The organism is Aquibaculum sediminis (assembly GCF_040712085.1).
GTDB lineage: Bacteria > Pseudomonadota > Alphaproteobacteria > Kiloniellales > DSM-21159 > Aquibaculum > Aquibaculum sediminis.
In genome coordinates, this window is sequence record NZ_JBFCVK010000013.1 from 44049 (window position 1) to 62529 (window position 18481).

Below are 18481 nucleotides of genomic sequence, written 5' to 3' on the forward strand. Positions count from 1 at the left end.
GATGCAGACTGCGAATGACAGGAAGTGAGCCGGAGAATCTCGAGGTCTTACGCGCGCGTATCCGCCGGCTTGAGCAGGGCGGCGGGGCCAGGAGGGGTGGGGCGACCCTGTCCCTGGGGGCAGTGGCGCTGGACCGGCGGTTGCCCGGCGGTGGCCTGCCTCTGGCCGGTTTGCATGAGGTGCGCCCGGCACACCCCGAACTGGATGATGGCCCGGCCACGGGCTTTCTCCTGCTGCTCACCGCCCGCCTGCTCGCGGCACGCGCCGGCCGGCTGCTCTGGGTCAGCCGCGCCGACGATCTCCATGCGCCGGCTGCGGCGGTGGTCGGCCTGTCTTCTGCGCGCCTGCTGCGGGCCTGTGCGGCCCGGCGGGAGGATCTGCTCTGGGCACTGGAGCAGGGGCTGGAGTGCGCGGCCCTCGCCGGAGTGGTGGGCGAGGTCGATGCCGTGGATGCGGTGGCGACGCGCCGCCTGCAGTTGGCGGCCGAGAAGGCCGGGCGTCCCTGCTTCCTGCTGCAGCGCTCTGCTGCAGCCGCGACACAGCGGGGCGCCGGCAGTCCGGCGCTGACCCGCTGGCAGGTCGCGGCCCTGCCGAGCGATCCCGGCCTGCCTTTCGATCTGGTGGGACGGGCCCGCTGGCAGCTTGACCTGCTGCGCTGTCGCGGCGGCCGGCCGGCCAGTTTCGAGGTGGAATGGAACGATGCGACGGGTGATCTCGCTCTGGCTGCCCCGCTTCGCAATCGAGCGGCGGCGGGCGTCGCCTGACAGCGCGCCCTTTGCGCTGTTCCAGCGTGAGGGCGGGCGCGAACTGCTCTTTGCCGTCAATGCGGCGGCCGAAGCGGGCGGCCTCCTGCCGGGGATGACCCTGTCACAGGCCCGGGCGCTCTGTCCTGGTCTGGGCAGCGAGGAAGCGGCGCCACAGCAGGACAAGGCCGCTCTGGCCCGCCTGGCAGACTGGGCGGAGCGCTTCACCCCCTGGGTCGCCCTGGACGGCCTGCCGCAGCCCGGCGGCGGGGCCGGGCTCTGGCTCGACATCACCGGCTGCGCCCATCTCTTCGGCGGCGAGGAGGCGCTGCTGCGGGCGCTGCTGGCCGGCTGTCGGCAGCAGGGCTACGCCGGGCGGGCCGGGCTGGCCGATACGCCGGGGGCCGCCTGGGCGCTGGCCCGGCATGGCTGTGAGCCGGGAAGCAATCGGCGGCGGATCGAGACCGGCGCGCAGCGAGAGGCTCTGGCCCCGCTGCCGCTGGCGGCTCTGCGTCTGCCGGCGGGCAAGGCGGAGTTGCTGGCCCGTTTCGGGCTGCTGCGCATCGGAGACCTGCTGGCGCTTCCGCCGGCGAGCCTCACGACCCGGCTCGGGCCGGAAGTGGCGGCGCGTCTGCGCCAGGCGCTGGGCGAAAAGGGCGAGCCGCTGTCTCCGCGCCGTCCCTCGCCGCCGCAGGAGGTGCGGCTGGCCTTCGGCGAGCCGTTGGCCGCGGCGGAGGACCTTGCCCGTGCGGTGGATTGCCTGATCGGGCGGCTGTGCCGCCGGCTGGAAACGGCCGGGCAGGGCGTGCGGCACCTGCGCCTTACGCTCTTCCGGGCCGAGGGCAGCCGCCAGGAACTCGAACTGGCCACCAGCCGCGCCACCCGCGAGCCGGCGCATCTCGCCCGCCTCTTCGCGCAGCAGCGCGAACGGCTGCAGCCCGGCTTCGGCCTCGATGCCCTGGCGCTGGCGGCCTGCGTGGTCGAGCCGCTCAGCGCCTTGCAGATGAGCCTTGTGGCAGAGCTGCCCGGAGAAGCGGTGTCTCCGGTCGGCCAGTCTACCGCCTCCGGGCCCGAGGAAGCGGCTTTGGCGTTGCTGATCGACCGGCTGACCCTGCGGCTCGGGGCGGGTGCGGTCGGCTGTCAGGCGCCGCGACAAAGCCATTTGCCGGAGCGCGCGGTGACCCGCCTGCCGGCCCTGCCGTCACGACGTGCAGGAGAGTGGCACCCGGCCCCGCCGCGGCCTCTGCGCCTTCTGGCCCGTCCGGAGCCGGTGGAGGTGCTGGCGCCGGCGGCTGAGGGTGTGCCGGCCCGTTTTCGCTGGCGCCGGCGCTTGCACCGGGTGGCCCACGCCGAAGGTCCCGAGCGGCTTTCTGCGGAGTGGTGGCATGATGGCCTGGCCGGCTCGCGCGACTATTTCCGCATTGAGGATCAGGACGGCCGGCGCTTGTGGCTCTACTGCCAGGCCGAGCGCTGGTTCCTGCATGGGCTCTTCGGGTAGCGGCGAAGAGACTCAGAGGCCGAAGAGAGCCACCCAGAGGCCCAGCAGCAGGAAGAGCAGGGCGGCGATCGCGCGGATCGTCTTCAGCGGCAGCCGGTCGGCGAGCAGATGCCCCATCATCACCACCGGCGCATTGGCCGCCAGCATGCCGAGCGTGGTGCCGAGGATGACCAGTTCCAGGGCCTCGAAGCGCGCGCCCAGGGCCACGGTGGCGATCTGCGTCTTGTCGCCCATCTCGACCAGAAAGAAGGTAAGCGTGGCGGCCAGAAAGGGGCCGGCTCGCGACTTCTTGACGTTCTCACCGTCGTCGAGCCGGTCCGGCACCAGCACCCAGGCGGCCATCCCCAGGAAGGAGGCGACCAGCAGCCAGCGCAGCATCTGCTCGGAAACCAGCTCCGTTGCCATCTGCCCCACCAGCGCGGCCAAGGCATGATTGGCCAGGGTGGCAAGCGTGATGCCCGCCAGAATCTGCCAGGGCGCACGAAAGCGCGTCGCCAGCACCAGGGCGAGCAACTGTGTCTTGTCGCCGATCTCTGCAACAGCGACCAGCAGCGTGGAGAGGAGGAGGGCTTCCAAGGGCGAAGGGGCGAGACGATGTGCGGGAAGGGGGTGGAAACGGAGCCTATGCTTTATCCTTCAGCCTTTGTCCAGCCGGCCTTATATCCTATACGGGAGGCGATTGCAGGTGCCTCAAGCCGCCTCTTCGACAGACTCCGACGTGGCAGAGTGTTTCCAGTTCCGCTTGAACCAGGACACATTCTTAAGATCTGGGCCCATGTCCCGCACCGTCCGTAGGGCAGCGAGATACAACTGCTGGTATGTCATTGCGGCACTCCTTGGGCCAATCCGTTAAACGGAGACGTTGTCAATATGAAGCCAATTTCCCTTGACTGCAACAGAAGTCGGAGTCTCTGCATGATCAAGATGGCTTACCAGTCCTGCTGCCAGCCTTCGATCCGCCCGGTTTGGCAGATGCATTTTCAAATGGTTGGCGCGCAATTCACCTGCAGAGCAAAGCTCGAGTGACGCAAAGATCAACCCTGCTATGAGTGCAGCGCTCTCCTCTTCCTTGATGTCTTCGTAATCATATCGAGGCGCGAGCAAAGCCCACAGCACGCGCAAGGTTATCCCGTTCGTTCTCGGCAGGCAGGCTCGGTTGAAATGGGCCAATCCATGTAAGATTCCCTCTCCGTCGACTAACACGAAGACCCCGTAGTTTGTATCGGGTGGTTCCTCGCTTGCGATACGTCGGGCGTGATCTAACTGAGGAGCGGCATAATCCTCATCACCATAGAGTTCCGCTTCCGCAGTCCACTCAGCTTCTAATCTATCGAAGACCCTGTTGGTGATCGTGGCTCGTTTCAAGCACAGGCCCGTCTCATGTCTTGTCATATCCGACCACCTTTGCATATTTCCTACATTCCAAAATAGCAATATACAAGGGATATGGCTACCTTTGCGCTGAGATTTTTCTGGCTTCGTGATCGCCGCTATCTCCAGAAAAGCCGTGAATTCTGATCGTTGCACCAAACCCGCAGGCAGTGATGTCGCAATGAGCAAGAGTGCTCCGACGGCAAAGCTCTTGCACTTTCGGGCCAGGCCCCTAAAGTCATGGACCATGGACAGAGCGATGACCCAGGCCCTTCGACTTCTCCGCCCGGCTTCCTGAGGGAGCCGGGACAGCCCGCGTCGAACCGCCACCTTTCCGCCGGTCCAAAAATGAACAGCTTTTCCAAACCCTTCTCTGCCACGTTCGCCTGTGTGAACCTCGGTGCCGCTCTGCGACTTATCGGCGGTCGTTGGGCCTGACGGCCGCCCGCGACCGCAGCGCTTGTGCGCCGTCCGCCTCTGAGCGCAGTCAGAACCGAGACAGACATCCAGTACCGAACGGAGCCCGCAGGCCATGTTGAGCCATCCCGAAAGCAAGTACCGCGCCTTTACGCCCATCGATTTGCCGAACCGACAGTGGCCCTCGCAGGTCATCACCCAGCCGCCGCGTTGGCTGTCCACCGATCTGCGCGACGGCAACCAGGCGCTGATCGATCCCATGGACGGCAGCAAGAAGCAGCGCTTCTTCGATCTGCTGATCAAGTCCGGCTTCAAGGAGATCGAGGTCGGTTTCCCCTCGGCCTCGGCCACCGACTTCAACTTCACCCGCAGCCTCGTGGAACAGGAGCAGGTGCCGGAGGGCGTGCTGATCCAGGTGCTGACCCAGTCGCGCCGGGAGCTGATCGAGCGCAGCTTCGAGTCCTTGCGTGGCAGCCGCGAGGCCATCGTGCACCTCTACAACGCCGTCTCCCCAGCCTTCCGCCGCGTCGTCTTCAAGATGAGCCGGGAAGAGGTGCGGGACATCGCGATCAAGGGCGCCGAGATGTTTCTGGCCGAGGCCGAGAAGCAGCCGGAGACGAACTGGCACTTCCAGTATTCGCCGGAAACCTTCAGCACCGCGGAACTCGACTTCAGCCTGGAGGTCTGCGAGGCGGTGCTCGACATCTGGCAGCCGACGCCGGACAAGCCGGTGATCCTGAACCTGCCGGCCACTGTCGAGGCCTCTACACCCAATATCTATGCCGACCAGATCGAATGGTTCTGCCGCAACATTTCCCGCCGGGACTCGGTGGTGATCAGCGTGCATCCGCATAACGACCGCGGCACGGGCGTCGCAGCGGCCGAACTGGCAGTGATGGCCGGCGCCGACCGCGTCGAGGGTTGCCTCTTCGGCAATGGCGAGCGCACCGGCAACGTCGATCTCGTGACCCTGGCGCTGAACCTCTACACCCAGGGTGTGCATCCGGGACTGGACTTCTCGGACATCCAGTCGGTGGTCGATGTTGTGGAGCACTGCAACCAGCTGCCGGTACACCCGCGCCACCCCTATGCGGGCGAGCTGGTCTTCACGGCCTTTTCCGGTTCGCACCAGGATGCCATCAAGAAGGGCTTCGCGGCGCGCGAGCAGCGCAACGACGATATCTGGGACGTGCCCTATCTGCCGATCGATCCCGCGGACCTGGGCTGCTCCTACGAGGCGGTGATCCGCGTCAACAGCCAGTCGGGCAAGGGCGGCGTCGCCTGGGTGCTGCAGCAGGAAAAGGGCCTGCAGCTGCCGCGGCGTCTCCAGATCGACTTCAGTCATGTGGTGCAGGAGGTGGCCGACTCCACCAGCCGGGAACTGACCACCGCCGACATCTGGAAGACCTTCCAGGAAACTTTCCTGCAGGAGAACGGCCGCTTCGCGCTGGAGGACTATGACAGCACGGCGCCACGCCGCCCGGGCCAGGAGCGCGCCTTCGTCGGCCGCATCCGCGTCGACGGCAAGGAACGCTCGATCAGCGGGCGCGGCAACGGCCTGATCTCCAGCCTGCTCGCCGCCCTGCGCGATGACTGCGGCCTCAGCCTGGAGGTGGTCGACTATCACGAGCACGCCTTGGGTCGCGGTTCCGGCGCCCAGGCGGCCTGCTACCTGGAATGCCAGACGGCGGATGGCCAGACCGTCTGGGGCGTGGGCATCGACGAGGATGTCTCCACCGCGTCGGTCAAGGCGGTGCTTTCCGCGGCCAATCTCGCGGGCGCCTGAAAAGGCGTTTAAACCCCCCGTCGCCGTCGCGGTGATGGGGTAATTCCCGGCGCTTTCGGTAGGGGGCGGCCTTCCTTTTGCTACGGCAGGGGAGGCCGCCCTTTACTTTGCGCGACATTCCCTTCGGAAGAGGGGTAGCCCGCAACGATTCCGGCGGCCGGCTACCTCATACTCGAAGGCCGCTCACCCCACTGCCACCCTCTGCAAGGTCCGCGCCTGCGCCTAGGCTTGCTGCCATCGTCCAACTTCGGTGAGGCAGCGACAAATGCGGCAGACAAACAGCAGGAACAGGTGGCGGCACTGCCTGGCAGGGGCTTTCTCTGTCCTCCTCGCGGTTGCCGTCATGACCATCGCCTCCGGGCTCGCACTGGCCCAGGAGGCGGAGATCTATCGCCTGGGGCCCGGGGATAAGGTGCGCGTCAGCGTCTTCAACGAGCCTTCGCTCTCCGGCGTTTTCGAGGTGGATGGTTCGGGCCATGTGGCATTGCCCCTGGTCGGCGAGATGCCTGCACGCGGCATCACCGTGCGCGAACTGGAGGGGCAGCTGACCAACGTGCTTGCCGGCGGCTATCTCGTTTCGCCGCGGGTGGCGATCGAGGTGATCAACTACCGGCCCTTCTACATCATCGGCGAGGTGCGTGAGCCGGGCCGCTATCCCTATGTCGACGGCATGACGGTGATGAACGCCGTGGCCATGGCTGGCGGCTACACCTACCGGGCCCGCGAAAGCCGGGCGGAGATCAAGCGTCAGGGCAAGGACGAGGTGGACCGCGACGCGAGTCCCAACGCCACGGTCATGCCGGGGGACGTGATCACCATTCCCGAGCGCTTCTTCTGAGTACTCGAGGCCGGCGGCTGCACGCTGGTGCAGCCGCGGCTCACCGTGGGGACTGACGCGCATCCGCCGTATCGGGTGTTGCCTGGAGGGTGCAGATGAGAACACCGAGTGAAGTATCCTATCGCGACACTGTGACCGAGGAGCCCCGGGGCGATGGCGCCCAGCTGGCCTCCACCCTGCAATTCATGCGCCGACGCTTGGGGATCATTCTGGGCGGCTGCCTGCTGGTCACGGGGCTCAGCGCATTGCTCGCCTACAGCTTCACCCCGCAGTACACCGCACAGGCGCAGCTCATGATCGATGCGCGCCAGGTGCACGTGACCGACGTCCAGTCGGTGCTGTCCGGGCTTTCGGCCGAGAATGCGGTGCTCCGTTCAGAACTCGACGTGCTCAACTCCGTACCGTTGATGCGCCGGGTGGCCGAACGGCACGATCTCTACAACGACCCCTACTTCAATCCGCCGGAGGAACCCAGCCGCTGGGCCGAGTGGCGCGACGAGGGACGCAAGTTCCTGGCTTCGGTCCTGCCAACCAACCTCGTGCCTGCCTGGGCCCTAGAGCTGGAAGGTCCGCCCGTAGACAACCTCGATGAGGAAGCCGAGCGACGCTGGGTCATCGACCGCCTGCTTGCCAAGCTGAAGACCGACAACGACGGGCGATCCTACACCATCAAGCTCAGCTTCACCTCCCCGGACCCCGAGAAGTCGGCCGAGGTGGTGAACGCCATCGTCGAGCAGTACCTGGAGGATCAGCTCGAGGCCAAGCTGGATGCCACGCGCTCCGCCAACGAGTGGCTGGTGCAGCGGCTCAACGAACTCGGCGCCGAGGTGCGCGAGGCCGAACTGGCGGTGCGGGAGTATCGCGAGGCGCATGGCCTGATCGAAAGCCGCGGCGAGACGGTCGGCGAGCAGCAACTGGCAGAGATCAACGCCCAACTCGTGATGGCCCAGGTGGAGCGCTCCCAGGCCGAGGCACGCCTGCGCGCGGCGCGTTCAGGCAACCCCGAAGGTCTGCGCGATGTCGAAGGGGCAACGATCCTCTGGCACCTGCGCTCCGAGGAAGCGGCCCTGCGTCGGCGCGAAGCGGAACAGGCCTCGCGCTATGGGCCGCTGCACCCCGAGATGCAGAAGATGCAGGCTGAGCGCGCCGACGTGCAGGCGAAGCTGCGCGAGGAAACCGGCCGTGTGGTCCAGTCGCTGAGCATCGCCGTGCAGGAGGCCATTGCGAAGGAGGAGGCGCTTGCCACCGCCCTGGCCGACCTGCGCAAGGACAGCAGCGGGACCCAGCGGGCCGAGGTCGAGCTGAATGAACTGATCCGCCAGGCGGAATCGATCAGCGCCATCTATGCCAACTTCTTGCGCCGCTATCGCGAGACCTCGGAACAGGAGGGCTTGCAGCGTCCCGACGCCCGGGTGGTGTCCAGCGCCGAAACCCCGTCGGTTCCCTCCTTCCCGCGTCCGGCCTTGATGATGGGCGCCGGCGGCATGCTGGGCCTGTTGCTGGGCTTGATGATCGCTGCGGTGCTGGAGCTGATCGATCGTGGCTATCGGCTTTCGAACCAGCTCGAGCGCGACACGGGCCTGCCAGTGCTCGGGGTCGAACCGCTCCTGCGCAGCCGCCTCGAGCCCTCCACCTACGCCCTGGCCAAGCCCTACTCCGCCTTCAGCGAGGGTGTGCAGGGCTTGCGTATGAGTCTGCAGTTGACGCCGGAGGAGGGGCCGCATCGGGTCATCATGGTCACCTCCTCCGTGCCCTCGGAGGGCAAGACCTCGCTTTGCCTGACGCTGGGGCGGATGGCGGCGCGCTCGGGCGCGCGCACCCTGCTGGTGGAGGCCGACCTGCGCCGCCCCCGCATGGCCTATCGCCTGAAGCTGCGGCCGCGGGCCTTCCTGGCCGACGTGCTGGACGGAACGCATCACCTCGACGAGGCGGTGGTCGAGGACAAGTTCAGCGGGATGCACATCCTGGCTTCGCGCCATGGCGTATCCAGTCCGCTGGAGCGGGTGGCATCGCGACGCATGGCGGCCTTCATCGAAAGCGTGCGCCATCGCTACGACCTGGTGCTGCTGGATACGCCGCCGATCATGGCCGTGGCCGATGCCGGGCCCCTGGCGAAAATCTCCGACGCCGTGGTCTTTGTCGTTCGCTGGGGCCAGACGCCGCGCGACACGGTCAAGGCGGCACTACGTAAGCTGGCGGTGGTCGATATCGCGGTCACCGGCATCGTGCTGTCGCAAGTGGATCTGCGCAAGCAGGCCACCTATGGCTACGGCGACTATGGCTATCACTACGACCGCTACAAGGGCTACTACGCCGAGTGAAGAAGCGGGCCAGGGAGTCGTCGATCAAAAGATCGAGAACCCTAATATCCGCGACTCAAAGAGAGAATTCAAAAAAGTAAAGAAAAGCCCTAAGACCCAGGTGGGTATGTGGTTTGTTGTTCAGGGATGTTACTTTTTAATACCGACGAACAGAAAATAACCCTTTTGATTTTTAGCGCACGATCCGCAGGTTTGTTATTTGTAGTTCTATGAGTTTCGGTTCTGGTGTGAATGGGTAGATCAGAGGGAGGGGCATCTTGGTGGAGCGGGAGCAGGTCGAGGGACGGGGCGGTTGGTACTGCGTCCACAGCCAGGTGGGAAAGGAAGCCCTGGCGCTGCAACATCTGCAGCAGCAGGCGTTCGAGGCTTTCCTGCCGCTGCTCGCCCGCACGCGCCGCCATGCCCGTCGCAGCGATACCGTCCTGGCGCCGCTCTTCCCCTGCTACCTCTTTGTCCACCTTGATCCACAGCGCCAGGCTTGGCGCTCCGTCAACGGCACGATCGGCGTGGTCCGCCTGCTCACCTCTGGCGAGCGCCCGCTGCAGGTTCCGCCGGGTGTGGTCGAAGCGTTGGTGGCCGCAAGCGACCGGCGCGGGCTGTTGCAGGCCGAACGTCTGGAGCGTCTGCAGGCCGACGACGCGGTGCGGATCCTGGTGGGACCTTTCGCGGACCATCTGGCTCGGGTCGTCCGGCTTGAGCCGGCGGGCCGGGTCAGGGTCCTCCTCGAGCTTCTGGGTGGCCGAGTGCCGGTCACCTTGCCGCTGAACGCGGTGCGCAAGAGCGCCTGACGGCGCATCGGTCCTTTGTTGGTCCTGTAACCGGTCGCTCCTGCGGAGCGGCCGCCGTCCCCGGCTGAAAGCGCGAGGCTTTCACCCGGACTGCGGTAGCGTGGCCGCCGCTCAGGGGCGCCGCCCGCATCACAGCACCCTTATCAACCGGGATGTGGAGACGAGCGAATGTCGATCCTGCTGCAACCCTCTCCGGTCCAGGACTGGCTGTCCGACCTGCTCGGCGCCTTGCAGGCACGCAGCGCGCGCATCGGCATCGTCGGGCTGGGCTATGTCGGCCTGCCCCTGGCCCTGCGCAGCGCGGCGGTCGGTTTCCCGGTGCTTGGGTTTGACATCGACGAAGAGAAGGTTGAGCGTCTCAACGCCGGCCGCAGTGACATCGAGCACATCCCATCCGAGCGCGTGGCGGCGATGCGCGCCGATGGCTTCGAGGCCACGGCGGATTTCGCCCGGGTCGGCGAGGCCGATGCGCTGATCCTCTGTGTGCCGACACCGCTGACCCGACATCGCGAACCCGACCTGGGTTTCGTGCTGCGCACGATGGAGGCCCTGCTGCCGCATCTGCGCCCGGGGCAGCTCATCTCGCTGGAAAGCACGACCTATCCCGGGACCACCGCCGAGGAGTTGGCGCCGCGCATCGCCGGCGCCGGCTTCGCACTGGGAGAGGAGATATTCCTGGTCTACTCGCCCGAGCGCGAGGATCCGGGCAACGGGCACTTCGATACGGCTTCGATTCCCAAGGTGGTGGGCGGCCACAGCATCGCCTGTCGCCAGGCCGGCGTCGCGCTCTATGAGCAGCTCGTGGAGACAGTGGTGCCGGTCAGCTCCACCCAGGCGGCGGAGATGACCAAGCTGCTGGAGAACATCCACCGGGCGGTCAACATCGGCCTGGTCAACGAGATGAAGCTGGTGGCCGATCGCATGGGCATCGACATCTTCGAGGTGATCGACGCCGCCGCCACCAAGCCCTTCGGCTTCACGCCCTACTATCCCGGCCCCGGCCTTGGCGGGCACTGCATTCCCATCGATCCCTTCTACCTGACCTGGAAGGCGCGCGAGTACGGCATCAACACCCGCTTCATCGAGCTGGCCGGCGAGATCAACCAGTTCATGCGCGAATGGGTCGTGGTCAAGCTGTCCGAGGCCTTGAACGAGCGCGGCAAGTCCCTGAAGGGCAGCCGGGTGCTGGTGCTGGGCGTGGCCTACAAGAAGAACGTCGACGACATGCGCGAATCCCCTTCGGTGGAGATCCTCGAGCGGCTGGTGGCCAAGGGGGTGCTCGCGGACTACAGCGACCCCCACGTTCCGCGCTTTCCCAAGCTGCGCCAGTATCGCCTGGAGATGGCCAGCGTCCCGCTGACCGCCGGCAGCCTGGCCCGCTACGACGCGGTGCTGCTGCTCACCGATCACGACCGCTTCGACTACGAGCTGATCCGTCGCCACGCGGCGCTGATCGTCGACACCCGCGGACGCTTCCGTCGCCTCGACGCCTGCGTGGTCAGCGCCTGAGCGCAGAAAACTTCAGATCTGTTCGAGAAGGAGAAGGGAATGGTTGCCTTCGCGCTGATCGGCGCCGCCGGCTACATCGCGCCGCGCCACATGCGGGCGATCCGGGACTGTGGCGGCCATCTGGCGGTGGCCTGCGATGTGAGCGATTCCGTCGGCGTCATCGACGGCCTGGCACCCGACGCTGCCTTCTTCACCGAGTTCGAGCGCTTCGAGGACCAATGCTACCGCTTGCGCCGTCCGCGGGGCGAGGGGCTCGACTTCCTCAGCGTCTGCACGCCCAATCATCTGCACCATGCCCATGTGGCGGCCGGACTGCGGCTGGGCTGCGACGTGATCTGCGAAAAGCCCCTGGTGCCGACAACGGCCCTGCTCGACGATCTGGTCCAGCTGGAAGAAGACAGCGGAGCACGAGTCAGTACCATCCTGCAGCTCCGGCTGCATCCGGCGATCCGCGCGCTGCGCAGCCTGGTGGGGCAGGCGCGGCCCGGGGCGATGCACGAGGTCGAACTGACCTACATCACCTCGCGCGGCGCCTGGTATGACACGAGCTGGAAGGCCGATCCGCGCCGCTCCGGCGGCCTGGCCATGAACATCGGCATCCACTTCTTCGACATGCTGCACTATCTCTTCGGCGAGCGGCAGCGCAGCGTGCTGCATCTGGCAGAGGACCATCGGGCCGCCGGCTACCTGCGCTTCGAGCGGGCGCGGGTGCGCTGGTTCCTCTCCACCGATGCGGCAGACCTGCCCCGGCAGCGTGCGCCGGGCCAGACCACCTTTCGTTCCATCACCCTGGACGGTCGGGACGTGGAGTTCTCGGACGGCTTCGCCGACCTGCACAGCCGCAGCTATGCGGAGGTGTTGGCCGGGCGCGGCTTCGGCTTGGCCGAGGTGCGGCCCTCCATCGAAACGGTCGAGGCCATCCGCAACGCCCAGCCGCTGGCGCCCGAGCCCGGGGAGGCCCATCCCTGGCTGCGCACCGAAGCGCGCGAAGCGGTGCCGGCATGACAGCTGCCCGACACTTCCATCCCTCCGCCTGCGTCGATCCCGGGGCAGAGCTGGGCGAGGGAACGCGGGTCTGGCACTTCAGCCACGTCAGCGCAGGGGCCAGGATCGGCCGCGACTGCGTGCTGGGGCAGGGGGTCTATGTCGCCCCGGGGGTGTGCATCGGCGACGGCGTGCGGATCCAGAACAACGTCTCCGTCTATGAGGGGGTGACGCTGGAAGACGAGGTCTTCTGCGGCCCCGGCGTGGTCTTTACCAACGTCATCAACCCGCGCGCAGCCGTCTCGCGCAAGCATGAGTACCGCCCGACCCGGGTCTGCCGCGGGGCAACGCTGGGCGCGAACAGCACGCTGGTCTGCGGCGTGACCATCGGCGCCTACGCCTTCGTGGGCGCCGGGGCGGTGGTGACGCGCGACGTGCCGGCCCATGCACTGGTGGTCGGCACGCCGGCGCGGCAGGTCGGCTGGATGAGCCGCACGGGCGAGCGCCTGGCGCATCCTCCGGACGAAACGGTGCTCTGCGCGGCGGAAACTTCACGTGAATAGGGAGCGAGTTGCCATGGCGGATTGGGCGGAGAACTTCAGCTACGACTACTACGCTCGCCTGGTGGAAGCGGCCTGCCGCTTTCTCACTCCGCGGCTCTTCCGCGAGGTTCCCTCGCTCCGGGCCGATGGCGGGCATCTTCTGCTGCGCCACGACATCGATTGCAGCCTGGATGCGGCGTTGGCGCTGGGCCGGCTCGAGCGCGACATGGGGGTGCGGTCCACCTACTTCGTGATGATGCAGTCGCTGCTCTATGACCCCGAGCAGGGCGATGTTCTGCGCGAACTGCGCGACCTGGGGCACGAGGTGGGCATCCACTTCGATTGCCCGCCGGAGCAGCGCGGCGACGACCGGGCAGGCCTGGAGGCCCGGGTGCGCATGGACTGTCACCGGCTCCAGGCGGTGCTGGGCGAAGCCGTTACCTCGATTTCCTTTCACCGCCCGGTGGAGAGTTTTCTGCGCGGGCCGCTCTTCGTGGCCGGGCGGGTCAACGCCTACGCGGCGGAGTTGATGACCTGGTACATCTCCGATTCCCGCGGTTCCTGGCGCTGCGGTGAGCCTTTGGCCGAGATCGCCCGGGCGCGCCACGGCACGCTGCAACTGCTCACCCATCCCATCTGGTGGGGGCGCGAGCACCTGGCGCCGGCCGACCGGCTGCAGCTCTTCTTTCGCCAGTCGACCCGGCACATGAGCCGGCGCGAACGCGCGGTCTTCGATGCCATTCTCACCGCAACCATGCCAGGCGTGCGTCGCAACGGCCTCTACGCGCCGCCGCCCAGCCTTCTCCGCCAGCAGCCTCCGCCACCGCGTGAAGCGGACAGGTCCGGCCTGGCCCAGCGGCTGTGAGTGCGATCCCTCCAATGCCCGTCTCAAGGGACAGCGCAGACATGCAGTTCGTCGATCTTGCCGCCCAGCAGGCACGCATCAAGGACAGCCTCAACAAGCGCATCGCGGCCGTTCTGGCGCACGGCCGCTACATCCTCGGGCCGGAGGTGGCGGCGCTGGAGGAGCGCTTGGCTGCCTATGCGGGCGTGGATCACTGCATCACCGTGGCCAACGGCACCGATGCCCTGCAGCTGTCCCTGATGGCGCTCGGGATCGGGCCCGGCGACGAGGTCATCGTGCCGGCCTTCTCCTACATCGCTACGGCCGAAGCGGCCGCGCTCCTGGGCGCCACGCCGGTCTACGTGGACATCGATCCGGCACGCTACACCCTGGATCCGGCCGGCCTGGAAGCCGCCATCACGCCGCGCTGCCGCGCCATCCTGCCGGTCTCGCTGTACGGCCTGCCGGCCGACATGGATGAGATCAACGCCGTCGCGGCGCGCCACGACCTGCCGGTGATCGAGGATGCGGCCCAGAGTTTCGGCGCGCTCTATCGCGGCGAACGCTCCTGCGCGCTCAGCACCCTGGCCTGCACCTCCTTCTTTCCCAGCAAGCCGCTGGGTTGCTACGGCGACGGCGGCGCGGTCTTCACCGACGATCCGGAGCTGGCGCGCCGAGTGCGCCAGATCGCCCGCCACGGTGAGCAGGCGCGCTACCATCATGTGCGCGTCGGGGTGAACTCGCGCCTGGACACCCTGCAGGCGGCGATCCTGCTGGCCAAGCTCGAGATCTTCGAGGTGGAGCTGGAGTGGCGCGAGCAGGTGGCGCAGCGTTACGACGCATTGCTCGGGGAACTGCCGGTCGTACGGCATCCGCTGCCCGCCGATTGCCGCAGCGCCCATGCCCAGTACACCATTGAGGTCTCGGCCGAGGTTCCGGCCGAGGTCCCGGCGGAAGTCCCGGCACGTGACAGCCTGCGAACCCATTTGCGGGGGGCCGGTGTCCCCACCATGGTGCACTATCCCCTGCCGCTGCATCGTCAGCCGGCGGTGGCTGACAACACAGTCAGCCTGCCGGCCAGCGAGCGCGCGGCCGAGCGGGTGGTAAGCCTGCCCATGCACCCCTATTTGAGCCGAGAGGCCCAGGAGCGGGTCGCCGAAGCGCTGGGGCAGGCGCTGTCGGTGGCGGCCTGTGCATGAGTCTGCTTCAGGATCGGCTCGGCCGGCTGCTGCCCCGCAGCCGCTTCGCTCGCAGCGTGTCCATCCTGGCCGGCGGCACCGCGGCGGCGCAGCTTCTGGTCATTCTGGCGGCGCCGCTGCTCACCCGCCTTTACGGCCCGGAGGACTTCGGCCTGCTGGCCGCCTTCGCGGCGCTGATGGCGATCCTCGCCGTCATCTCCAACCTGCGCTACCAGTTCGCCATTCCCCTGCCGGCGAACGATCTGGAAGCCGCCCATGTCCTGGGGCTCTGTCTTGCCGCGGTGCTGGGGCTGGCCCTGCTGAGCCTGGTGATCGTCGCGCTTTTTGCGGCACCGGTGGCGGCTCTCCTGCATCTGCCGGCGTTGGCCGACTATCTCTGGCTGCTGCCGCTCGGTCTGCTGCTGGCTGGCATCTACGAAGCCTTCATGTACTGGGCGATCCGCGAGCGCGGCTTTCCGGTGATCGCGCGCACGAGGCTCTACCAGGGCTTGGTCACGGTTGCGATCCAGCTGGGCGGATTCCTACTGGGGCCGCTGGCCCTGCTGCTCGGCCACGTTGCCGGCAATGGCGCGGGCGTGGTCGGGCTCGGCGAGGTCGCGGTGCGCAAGCGCTGGTCGCTGTTCCGCCGGGTGCGGCCAGCGGGTCTCTGGCGCGCCGCCGTGCGCTATCGCCGCTTCCCGCTCTTCTCCACCTGGAGCGGCGCCTTCAACACTCTGAGCACCCAGGTGCCGCCCCTGCTTTTTGCCGCGCTGTTCAGCCCCGCCGCGGCCGGACTTTACGCCCTGGCCCAGCGGGTCCTGGCCCTGCCCATGAGCGTGGTGGGGCAGGCGGTGAGCGACGCCTTTTTCACCGACGCCGCTGAGGCGCGACGCTCCGGCGACCTCTCCGGCCTGGTCACGAAGATCTACGAGAAGCTGGTGCAGGTGGCCATGCCGCCGGCCCTGGTCCTGGTGCTGGCGGGGCCGCAACTCTTCGCGCTCGTCTTCGGCACGGAATGGCACCAGGCAGGCAGTTTCGCCCAGTGGATGGCGCCCTGGCTGCTGTTCCAGTTCGTCACCTCGCCGCTCTCCCTGCTCTTCGACGTGCTGGAGAAGCAGGTGGACGAGATGCTGTTTCAACTGGGCCTGCTGCTCGGCCGGGTGCTGGCGCTCTTCATCGGCTACTGGATGGGCAGCCTGATTCTCACCGTGGCGCTTTTCTCGCTGGTCAGCGCGCTCTGCTACGTCGGAAAGCTGTTTTGGCTCTTCCACCTGGTGCTGGGCAACTGGCGGCCGCTCGTTGCACCTCTGTTGCAGGCCGCGGCCTGGGCGCTGCTGCTGGCGAGTCCGCTGGCGGTGATCGCCTTTTTCGAGGTCACACCGCAGCTCTGGCTGTCGGCCGTGGGCCTGGCCGCGGTGATGATCGCCGCGCGCTATCTCGTTCTCATCCGGGCCGTTTGGTGAAGGTGGCTGACGCATGAAAGCAGGCTTGAGGGGGGCCGCAAACCCGGGCATTGGCGACGCGCTGCCCGGGTCTGCAGTGAATCTGAATGTGGTGCCCGCTGGGCGTCTCGTGCCGTGCAAGCCGTCGGCTCCGACCTATTCTCTGCTGCCTGGAGAGTCCCGGACGCAAAAGCCGGCCGGTCGTGCGACCTCCGCCCGGATGCGGCCGGGGGAGTCCGCGGCCAAGGAATGCTACCGCCGCTTTTCCCAGACCGAGACGAGCTTGCCGCTGTTTGCGCGCGACTGGTGGCTGGATGCCGTGAGCGGCCCGCAGGGCTGGGACGTGGCGGTGGTTGAACGCGGCGGTGAAGTGATGGCTGCACTGCCCTTCCGCCTGCGCCGGCGCTTCGGTTTCCGCTGGCTGTCCCAGCCCCCGCTGACGCCCTGGCTCGGCCCCTGGATCCGGCCATCGGCGGCCAAGTCCGCCAATGCCATGGCGCGGGAAAAGGATTTGATGGAGGCCTTGATCGACGGTCTTCCGCCTTTCGATTACTTCACCCAGAACTGGCATCACAGCCGTCACAACTGGCTGCCCTTCTACTGGCGCGGCTTCTCCCAGACCACGCGCTACACCTATGTACTGCCGGATATCTCGAATGAACGCTCGCTCTGGCAAGCGATGGACAAGAGTGTGCGCGGTACGATCCGCAAAGCGGAGAGTCGTTTTCGCCTCAGTGTTCGCAGCGATATGGGCCTCGATACCTTTCTTGCGCTCAACCGCAAAACCTACGGACGGCAAAACAGCATGCCTCCCTATTCCGATGCCCTTGTCCGGCGCTTGGACCAGGCCTGCGCAGAGCGCGGCTGCCGCAGGGTTTTCATTGCTGTCGACCCGGACGGCCGGGCCCATGCCGGCGAGTACATGGTCTGGGACGAGCAGGCGGCCTATGCCTTGATGGGCGGTGCCGATCCCACCTTGCGCCAGAGCGGGGCAACGCCGCTTTGCCTCTGGCATGCCATACGCCACGCGGCGACAGTCACGCAAAGTTACGATTTCAGCGGCTCGATGATCGAAGCGGTGGAGCGTCAGTTTCGGGCCTTCGGCGCCGTACAGCGGCCCTACTTTCGGGTCGCAAAAGCCAACAACAAGCTTCTGCGGTTGTTTGTATAGCAGCGAACGCGGGGGACGGGAGAGCAGGATGGATCCCTTCTTGCTGAAAGGGGCGTTCGATGCCGTGGACATGTCGAAAGGCGCACTACCGTGCGCTTTGCGCGACAGAGAAGACCATTCCGATCTTTGCGCGCGACTGGTGGCTGGATGCGCTGGTCGGAGCGGGGAACTGGGATGTGGTCCTTGTGGAGGCCGAAGGGCGCGTGCTGGGGGCCATGCCCTTCGTGCGCAATCGCCATCTCGGGGCCTGGTGGCTGTCGCAGCCGCCGCTGAGCCAGACGCTCGGTCCTTGGATCCGGCCTCTTGCGGGGCGCGAGAGCGAGCGGCTGGAGTGGGAGGTGCGGATCATGACCGATCTGATCGCCCAGCTGCCCCGCTTCGGCCACTTCATACAGAACTGGCATCACAGTCGCGGCAACTGGCTGCCCTTCTATTGGCAGGGCTTTCATCAGACGGTGCGCTACACCTATGTGCTCGACGACCTCAGCGAGGAAGGGCGCTTGTGGGAGGGCCTGCGCGGCAGCGTGCGCAGCGACATCCGCAAGGCGCAGCAGCGCTACAAGTTGACTGTTCGCAGCGATCTCGGGCTGGACAGTCTCCTGCCGCTGCTGCGCATGACCTTCGCGCGCCAGGGCAGGCACCTGCCCTACCCGGAGGATCTGTTGCACCGTCTGGATGCCGCCTGTGCGCAACACGATTGCCGGCGGATTTTCATCGCAACCGATCCACAAGGGCGTCTGCACGCCGGCGAGTATCTGGTCTGGGACGAGATGACGGCTTACGACCTGCTGTCGGGCTCGGATCCGGCACTGCGGCACAGCGGCGCCACCAGTCTCTGCAAGTGGGAGTCGATCCGCTTCGCAGCCAGCGTGATGCACAGCTACGACTTCGAGGGCTCGATGCTGGAACCGGTGGAGCGGCAGTTGCGCGCCTTCGGCGCCGAGCAGCGTGCCTATTCCCGGGTCTGGAAGACGCGCTCTCCACTCTTGAAGATGGCCCTGCTGCTGCTCGGGATCCTGTAGCGCTGTTCGCGCGACCGGTGCGCTGGT

General features: G+C 66.9%; 16 protein-coding genes. 14 read left to right on the forward strand and 2 right to left on the reverse strand.

Going from position 1 to position 18481, the window contains the following annotated elements; genetic code table 11:
- Positions 1-14 precede the first annotated feature (14 nt).
- A complete protein-coding gene (locus ABZ720_RS17050) occupies positions 15-764 on the forward strand; it encodes an ImuA family protein (protein WP_366556732.1) in 750 nt (249 codons plus the stop codon).
- Positions 700-2241 (forward strand): Y-family DNA polymerase, encoded by a 1542-nt coding sequence (locus ABZ720_RS17055; protein WP_366556733.1) that lies wholly within the window; start codon positions 700-702, stop codon positions 2239-2241. The genes ABZ720_RS17050 and ABZ720_RS17055 overlap by 65 nt, the downstream gene beginning before the upstream one ends.
- Before the next feature lie 12 nt (positions 2242-2253).
- Here ABZ720_RS17055 and ABZ720_RS17060 read toward each other — a convergent pair whose 3' ends face one another.
- Entirely contained in the window at positions 2254-2817 is a 564-nt protein-coding gene (locus ABZ720_RS17060; RefSeq protein WP_366556734.1) for a TMEM165/GDT1 family protein, read from the reverse strand.
- 273 nt (positions 2818-3090) lie between these two features.
- Complete coding sequence (locus tag ABZ720_RS17065; RefSeq protein WP_366556735.1) at positions 3091-3801, reverse strand: hypothetical protein; 711 nt, start codon at positions 3799-3801, stop codon at positions 3091-3093.
- A 343-nt stretch (positions 3802-4144) separates the two neighbouring features.
- Between ABZ720_RS17065 and leuA the strand changes: the two genes are divergently transcribed.
- The 12 genes from leuA to ABZ720_RS17125 all read left to right on the forward strand — a co-directional run bounded on the left by leuA (position 4145) and on the right by ABZ720_RS17125 (position 18454).
- Positions 4145-5815, forward strand: coding sequence for a 2-isopropylmalate synthase (leuA, locus tag ABZ720_RS17070; RefSeq protein WP_366556736.1), 1671 nt, complete (start codon positions 4145-4147; stop codon positions 5813-5815).
- A gap of 343 nt (positions 5816-6158) precedes the next feature.
- Positions 6159-6653 (forward strand): polysaccharide biosynthesis/export family protein, encoded by a 495-nt coding sequence (locus ABZ720_RS17075; RefSeq protein ID WP_366556737.1) that lies wholly within the window; start codon positions 6159-6161, stop codon positions 6651-6653.
- Positions 6654-6748: 95 nt separating this feature from the next.
- On the forward strand, positions 6749-8974 hold the full coding sequence (locus ABZ720_RS17080; RefSeq protein WP_366556738.1) for a GumC family protein: 2226 nt from the start codon (positions 6749-6751) through the stop codon (positions 8972-8974).
- Between the two features lie 260 nt (positions 8975-9234).
- A complete protein-coding gene (gene nusG / locus ABZ720_RS17085) occupies positions 9235-9762 on the forward strand; it encodes a transcription termination/antitermination protein NusG (RefSeq protein ID WP_366556758.1) in 528 nt (175 codons plus the stop codon).
- A 168-nt stretch (positions 9763-9930) separates the two neighbouring features.
- Complete coding sequence (locus ABZ720_RS17090; protein WP_366556739.1) at positions 9931-11271, forward strand: nucleotide sugar dehydrogenase; 1341 nt, start codon at positions 9931-9933, stop codon at positions 11269-11271.
- A gap of 39 nt (positions 11272-11310) precedes the next feature.
- Positions 11311-12276 (forward strand): Gfo/Idh/MocA family oxidoreductase, encoded by a 966-nt coding sequence (locus tag ABZ720_RS17095; RefSeq protein WP_366556740.1) that lies wholly within the window; start codon positions 11311-11313, stop codon positions 12274-12276.
- Positions 12273-12818, forward strand: coding sequence for an acyltransferase (locus tag ABZ720_RS17100; RefSeq protein ID WP_366556741.1), 546 nt, complete (start codon positions 12273-12275; stop codon positions 12816-12818). Before ABZ720_RS17095 ends, ABZ720_RS17100 begins: the two co-directional genes overlap by 4 nt.
- A gap of 13 nt (positions 12819-12831) precedes the next feature.
- Complete coding sequence (locus ABZ720_RS17105) at positions 12832-13662, forward strand: polysaccharide deacetylase family protein (RefSeq protein WP_366556742.1); 831 nt, start codon at positions 12832-12834, stop codon at positions 13660-13662.
- Between the two features lie 41 nt (positions 13663-13703).
- Complete coding sequence (locus tag ABZ720_RS17110; RefSeq protein WP_366556743.1) at positions 13704-14840, forward strand: DegT/DnrJ/EryC1/StrS family aminotransferase; 1137 nt, start codon at positions 13704-13706, stop codon at positions 14838-14840.
- Positions 14837-16282, forward strand: a complete 1446-nt coding sequence (locus ABZ720_RS17115; RefSeq protein WP_366556744.1) for a lipopolysaccharide biosynthesis protein — start codon at positions 14837-14839, stop codon at positions 16280-16282. Before ABZ720_RS17110 ends, ABZ720_RS17115 begins: the two co-directional genes overlap by 4 nt.
- Before the next feature lie 199 nt (positions 16283-16481).
- Positions 16482-17432, forward strand: a complete 951-nt coding sequence (locus ABZ720_RS17120) for a GNAT family N-acetyltransferase (RefSeq protein WP_366556745.1) — start codon at positions 16482-16484, stop codon at positions 17430-17432.
- Positions 17433-17491: 59 nt separating this feature from the next.
- Positions 17492-18454: a GNAT family N-acetyltransferase gene (locus ABZ720_RS17125; RefSeq protein ID WP_366556746.1), complete on the forward strand. Its 963-nt coding sequence runs from the start codon at positions 17492-17494 to the stop codon at positions 18452-18454.
- Positions 18455-18481: the final 27 nt, after the last annotated feature.

Excerpts from the sequence above, each read along its gene's own strand:
- ABZ720_RS17050 (WP_366556732.1), top strand. The coding sequence starts at position 15 with ATGACAGGAAGTGAGCCGGAGAATCTCGAGGTCTTACGCGCGCGTATC.
- ABZ720_RS17055 (WP_366556733.1), top strand. The coding sequence starts at position 700 with ATGCGACGGGTGATCTCGCTCTGGCTGCCCCGCTTCGCAATCGAGCGG.
- leuA (WP_366556736.1), top strand. The coding sequence starts at position 4,145 with ATGTTGAGCCATCCCGAAAGCAAGTACCGCGCCTTTACGCCCATCGAT.
- ABZ720_RS17075 (WP_366556737.1), top strand. The coding sequence starts at position 6,159 with ATGACCATCGCCTCCGGGCTCGCACTGGCCCAGGAGGCGGAGATCTAT.
- ABZ720_RS17080 (WP_366556738.1), top strand. The coding sequence starts at position 6,749 with ATGAGAACACCGAGTGAAGTATCCTATCGCGACACTGTGACCGAGGAG.
- ABZ720_RS17090 (WP_366556739.1), top strand. The coding sequence starts at position 9,931 with ATGTCGATCCTGCTGCAACCCTCTCCGGTCCAGGACTGGCTGTCCGAC.
- ABZ720_RS17095 (WP_366556740.1), top strand. The coding sequence starts at position 11,311 with ATGGTTGCCTTCGCGCTGATCGGCGCCGCCGGCTACATCGCGCCGCGC.
- ABZ720_RS17100 (WP_366556741.1), top strand. The coding sequence starts at position 12,273 with ATGACAGCTGCCCGACACTTCCATCCCTCCGCCTGCGTCGATCCCGGG.
- ABZ720_RS17105 (WP_366556742.1), top strand. The coding sequence starts at position 12,832 with ATGGCGGATTGGGCGGAGAACTTCAGCTACGACTACTACGCTCGCCTG.
- ABZ720_RS17110 (WP_366556743.1), top strand. The coding sequence starts at position 13,704 with ATGCAGTTCGTCGATCTTGCCGCCCAGCAGGCACGCATCAAGGACAGC.
- ABZ720_RS17115 (WP_366556744.1), top strand. The coding sequence starts at position 14,837 with ATGAGTCTGCTTCAGGATCGGCTCGGCCGGCTGCTGCCCCGCAGCCGC.
- ABZ720_RS17120 (WP_366556745.1), top strand. The coding sequence starts at position 16,482 with ATGCGGCCGGGGGAGTCCGCGGCCAAGGAATGCTACCGCCGCTTTTCC.
- ABZ720_RS17125 (WP_366556746.1), top strand. The coding sequence starts at position 17,492 with ATGCCGTGGACATGTCGAAAGGCGCACTACCGTGCGCTTTGCGCGACA.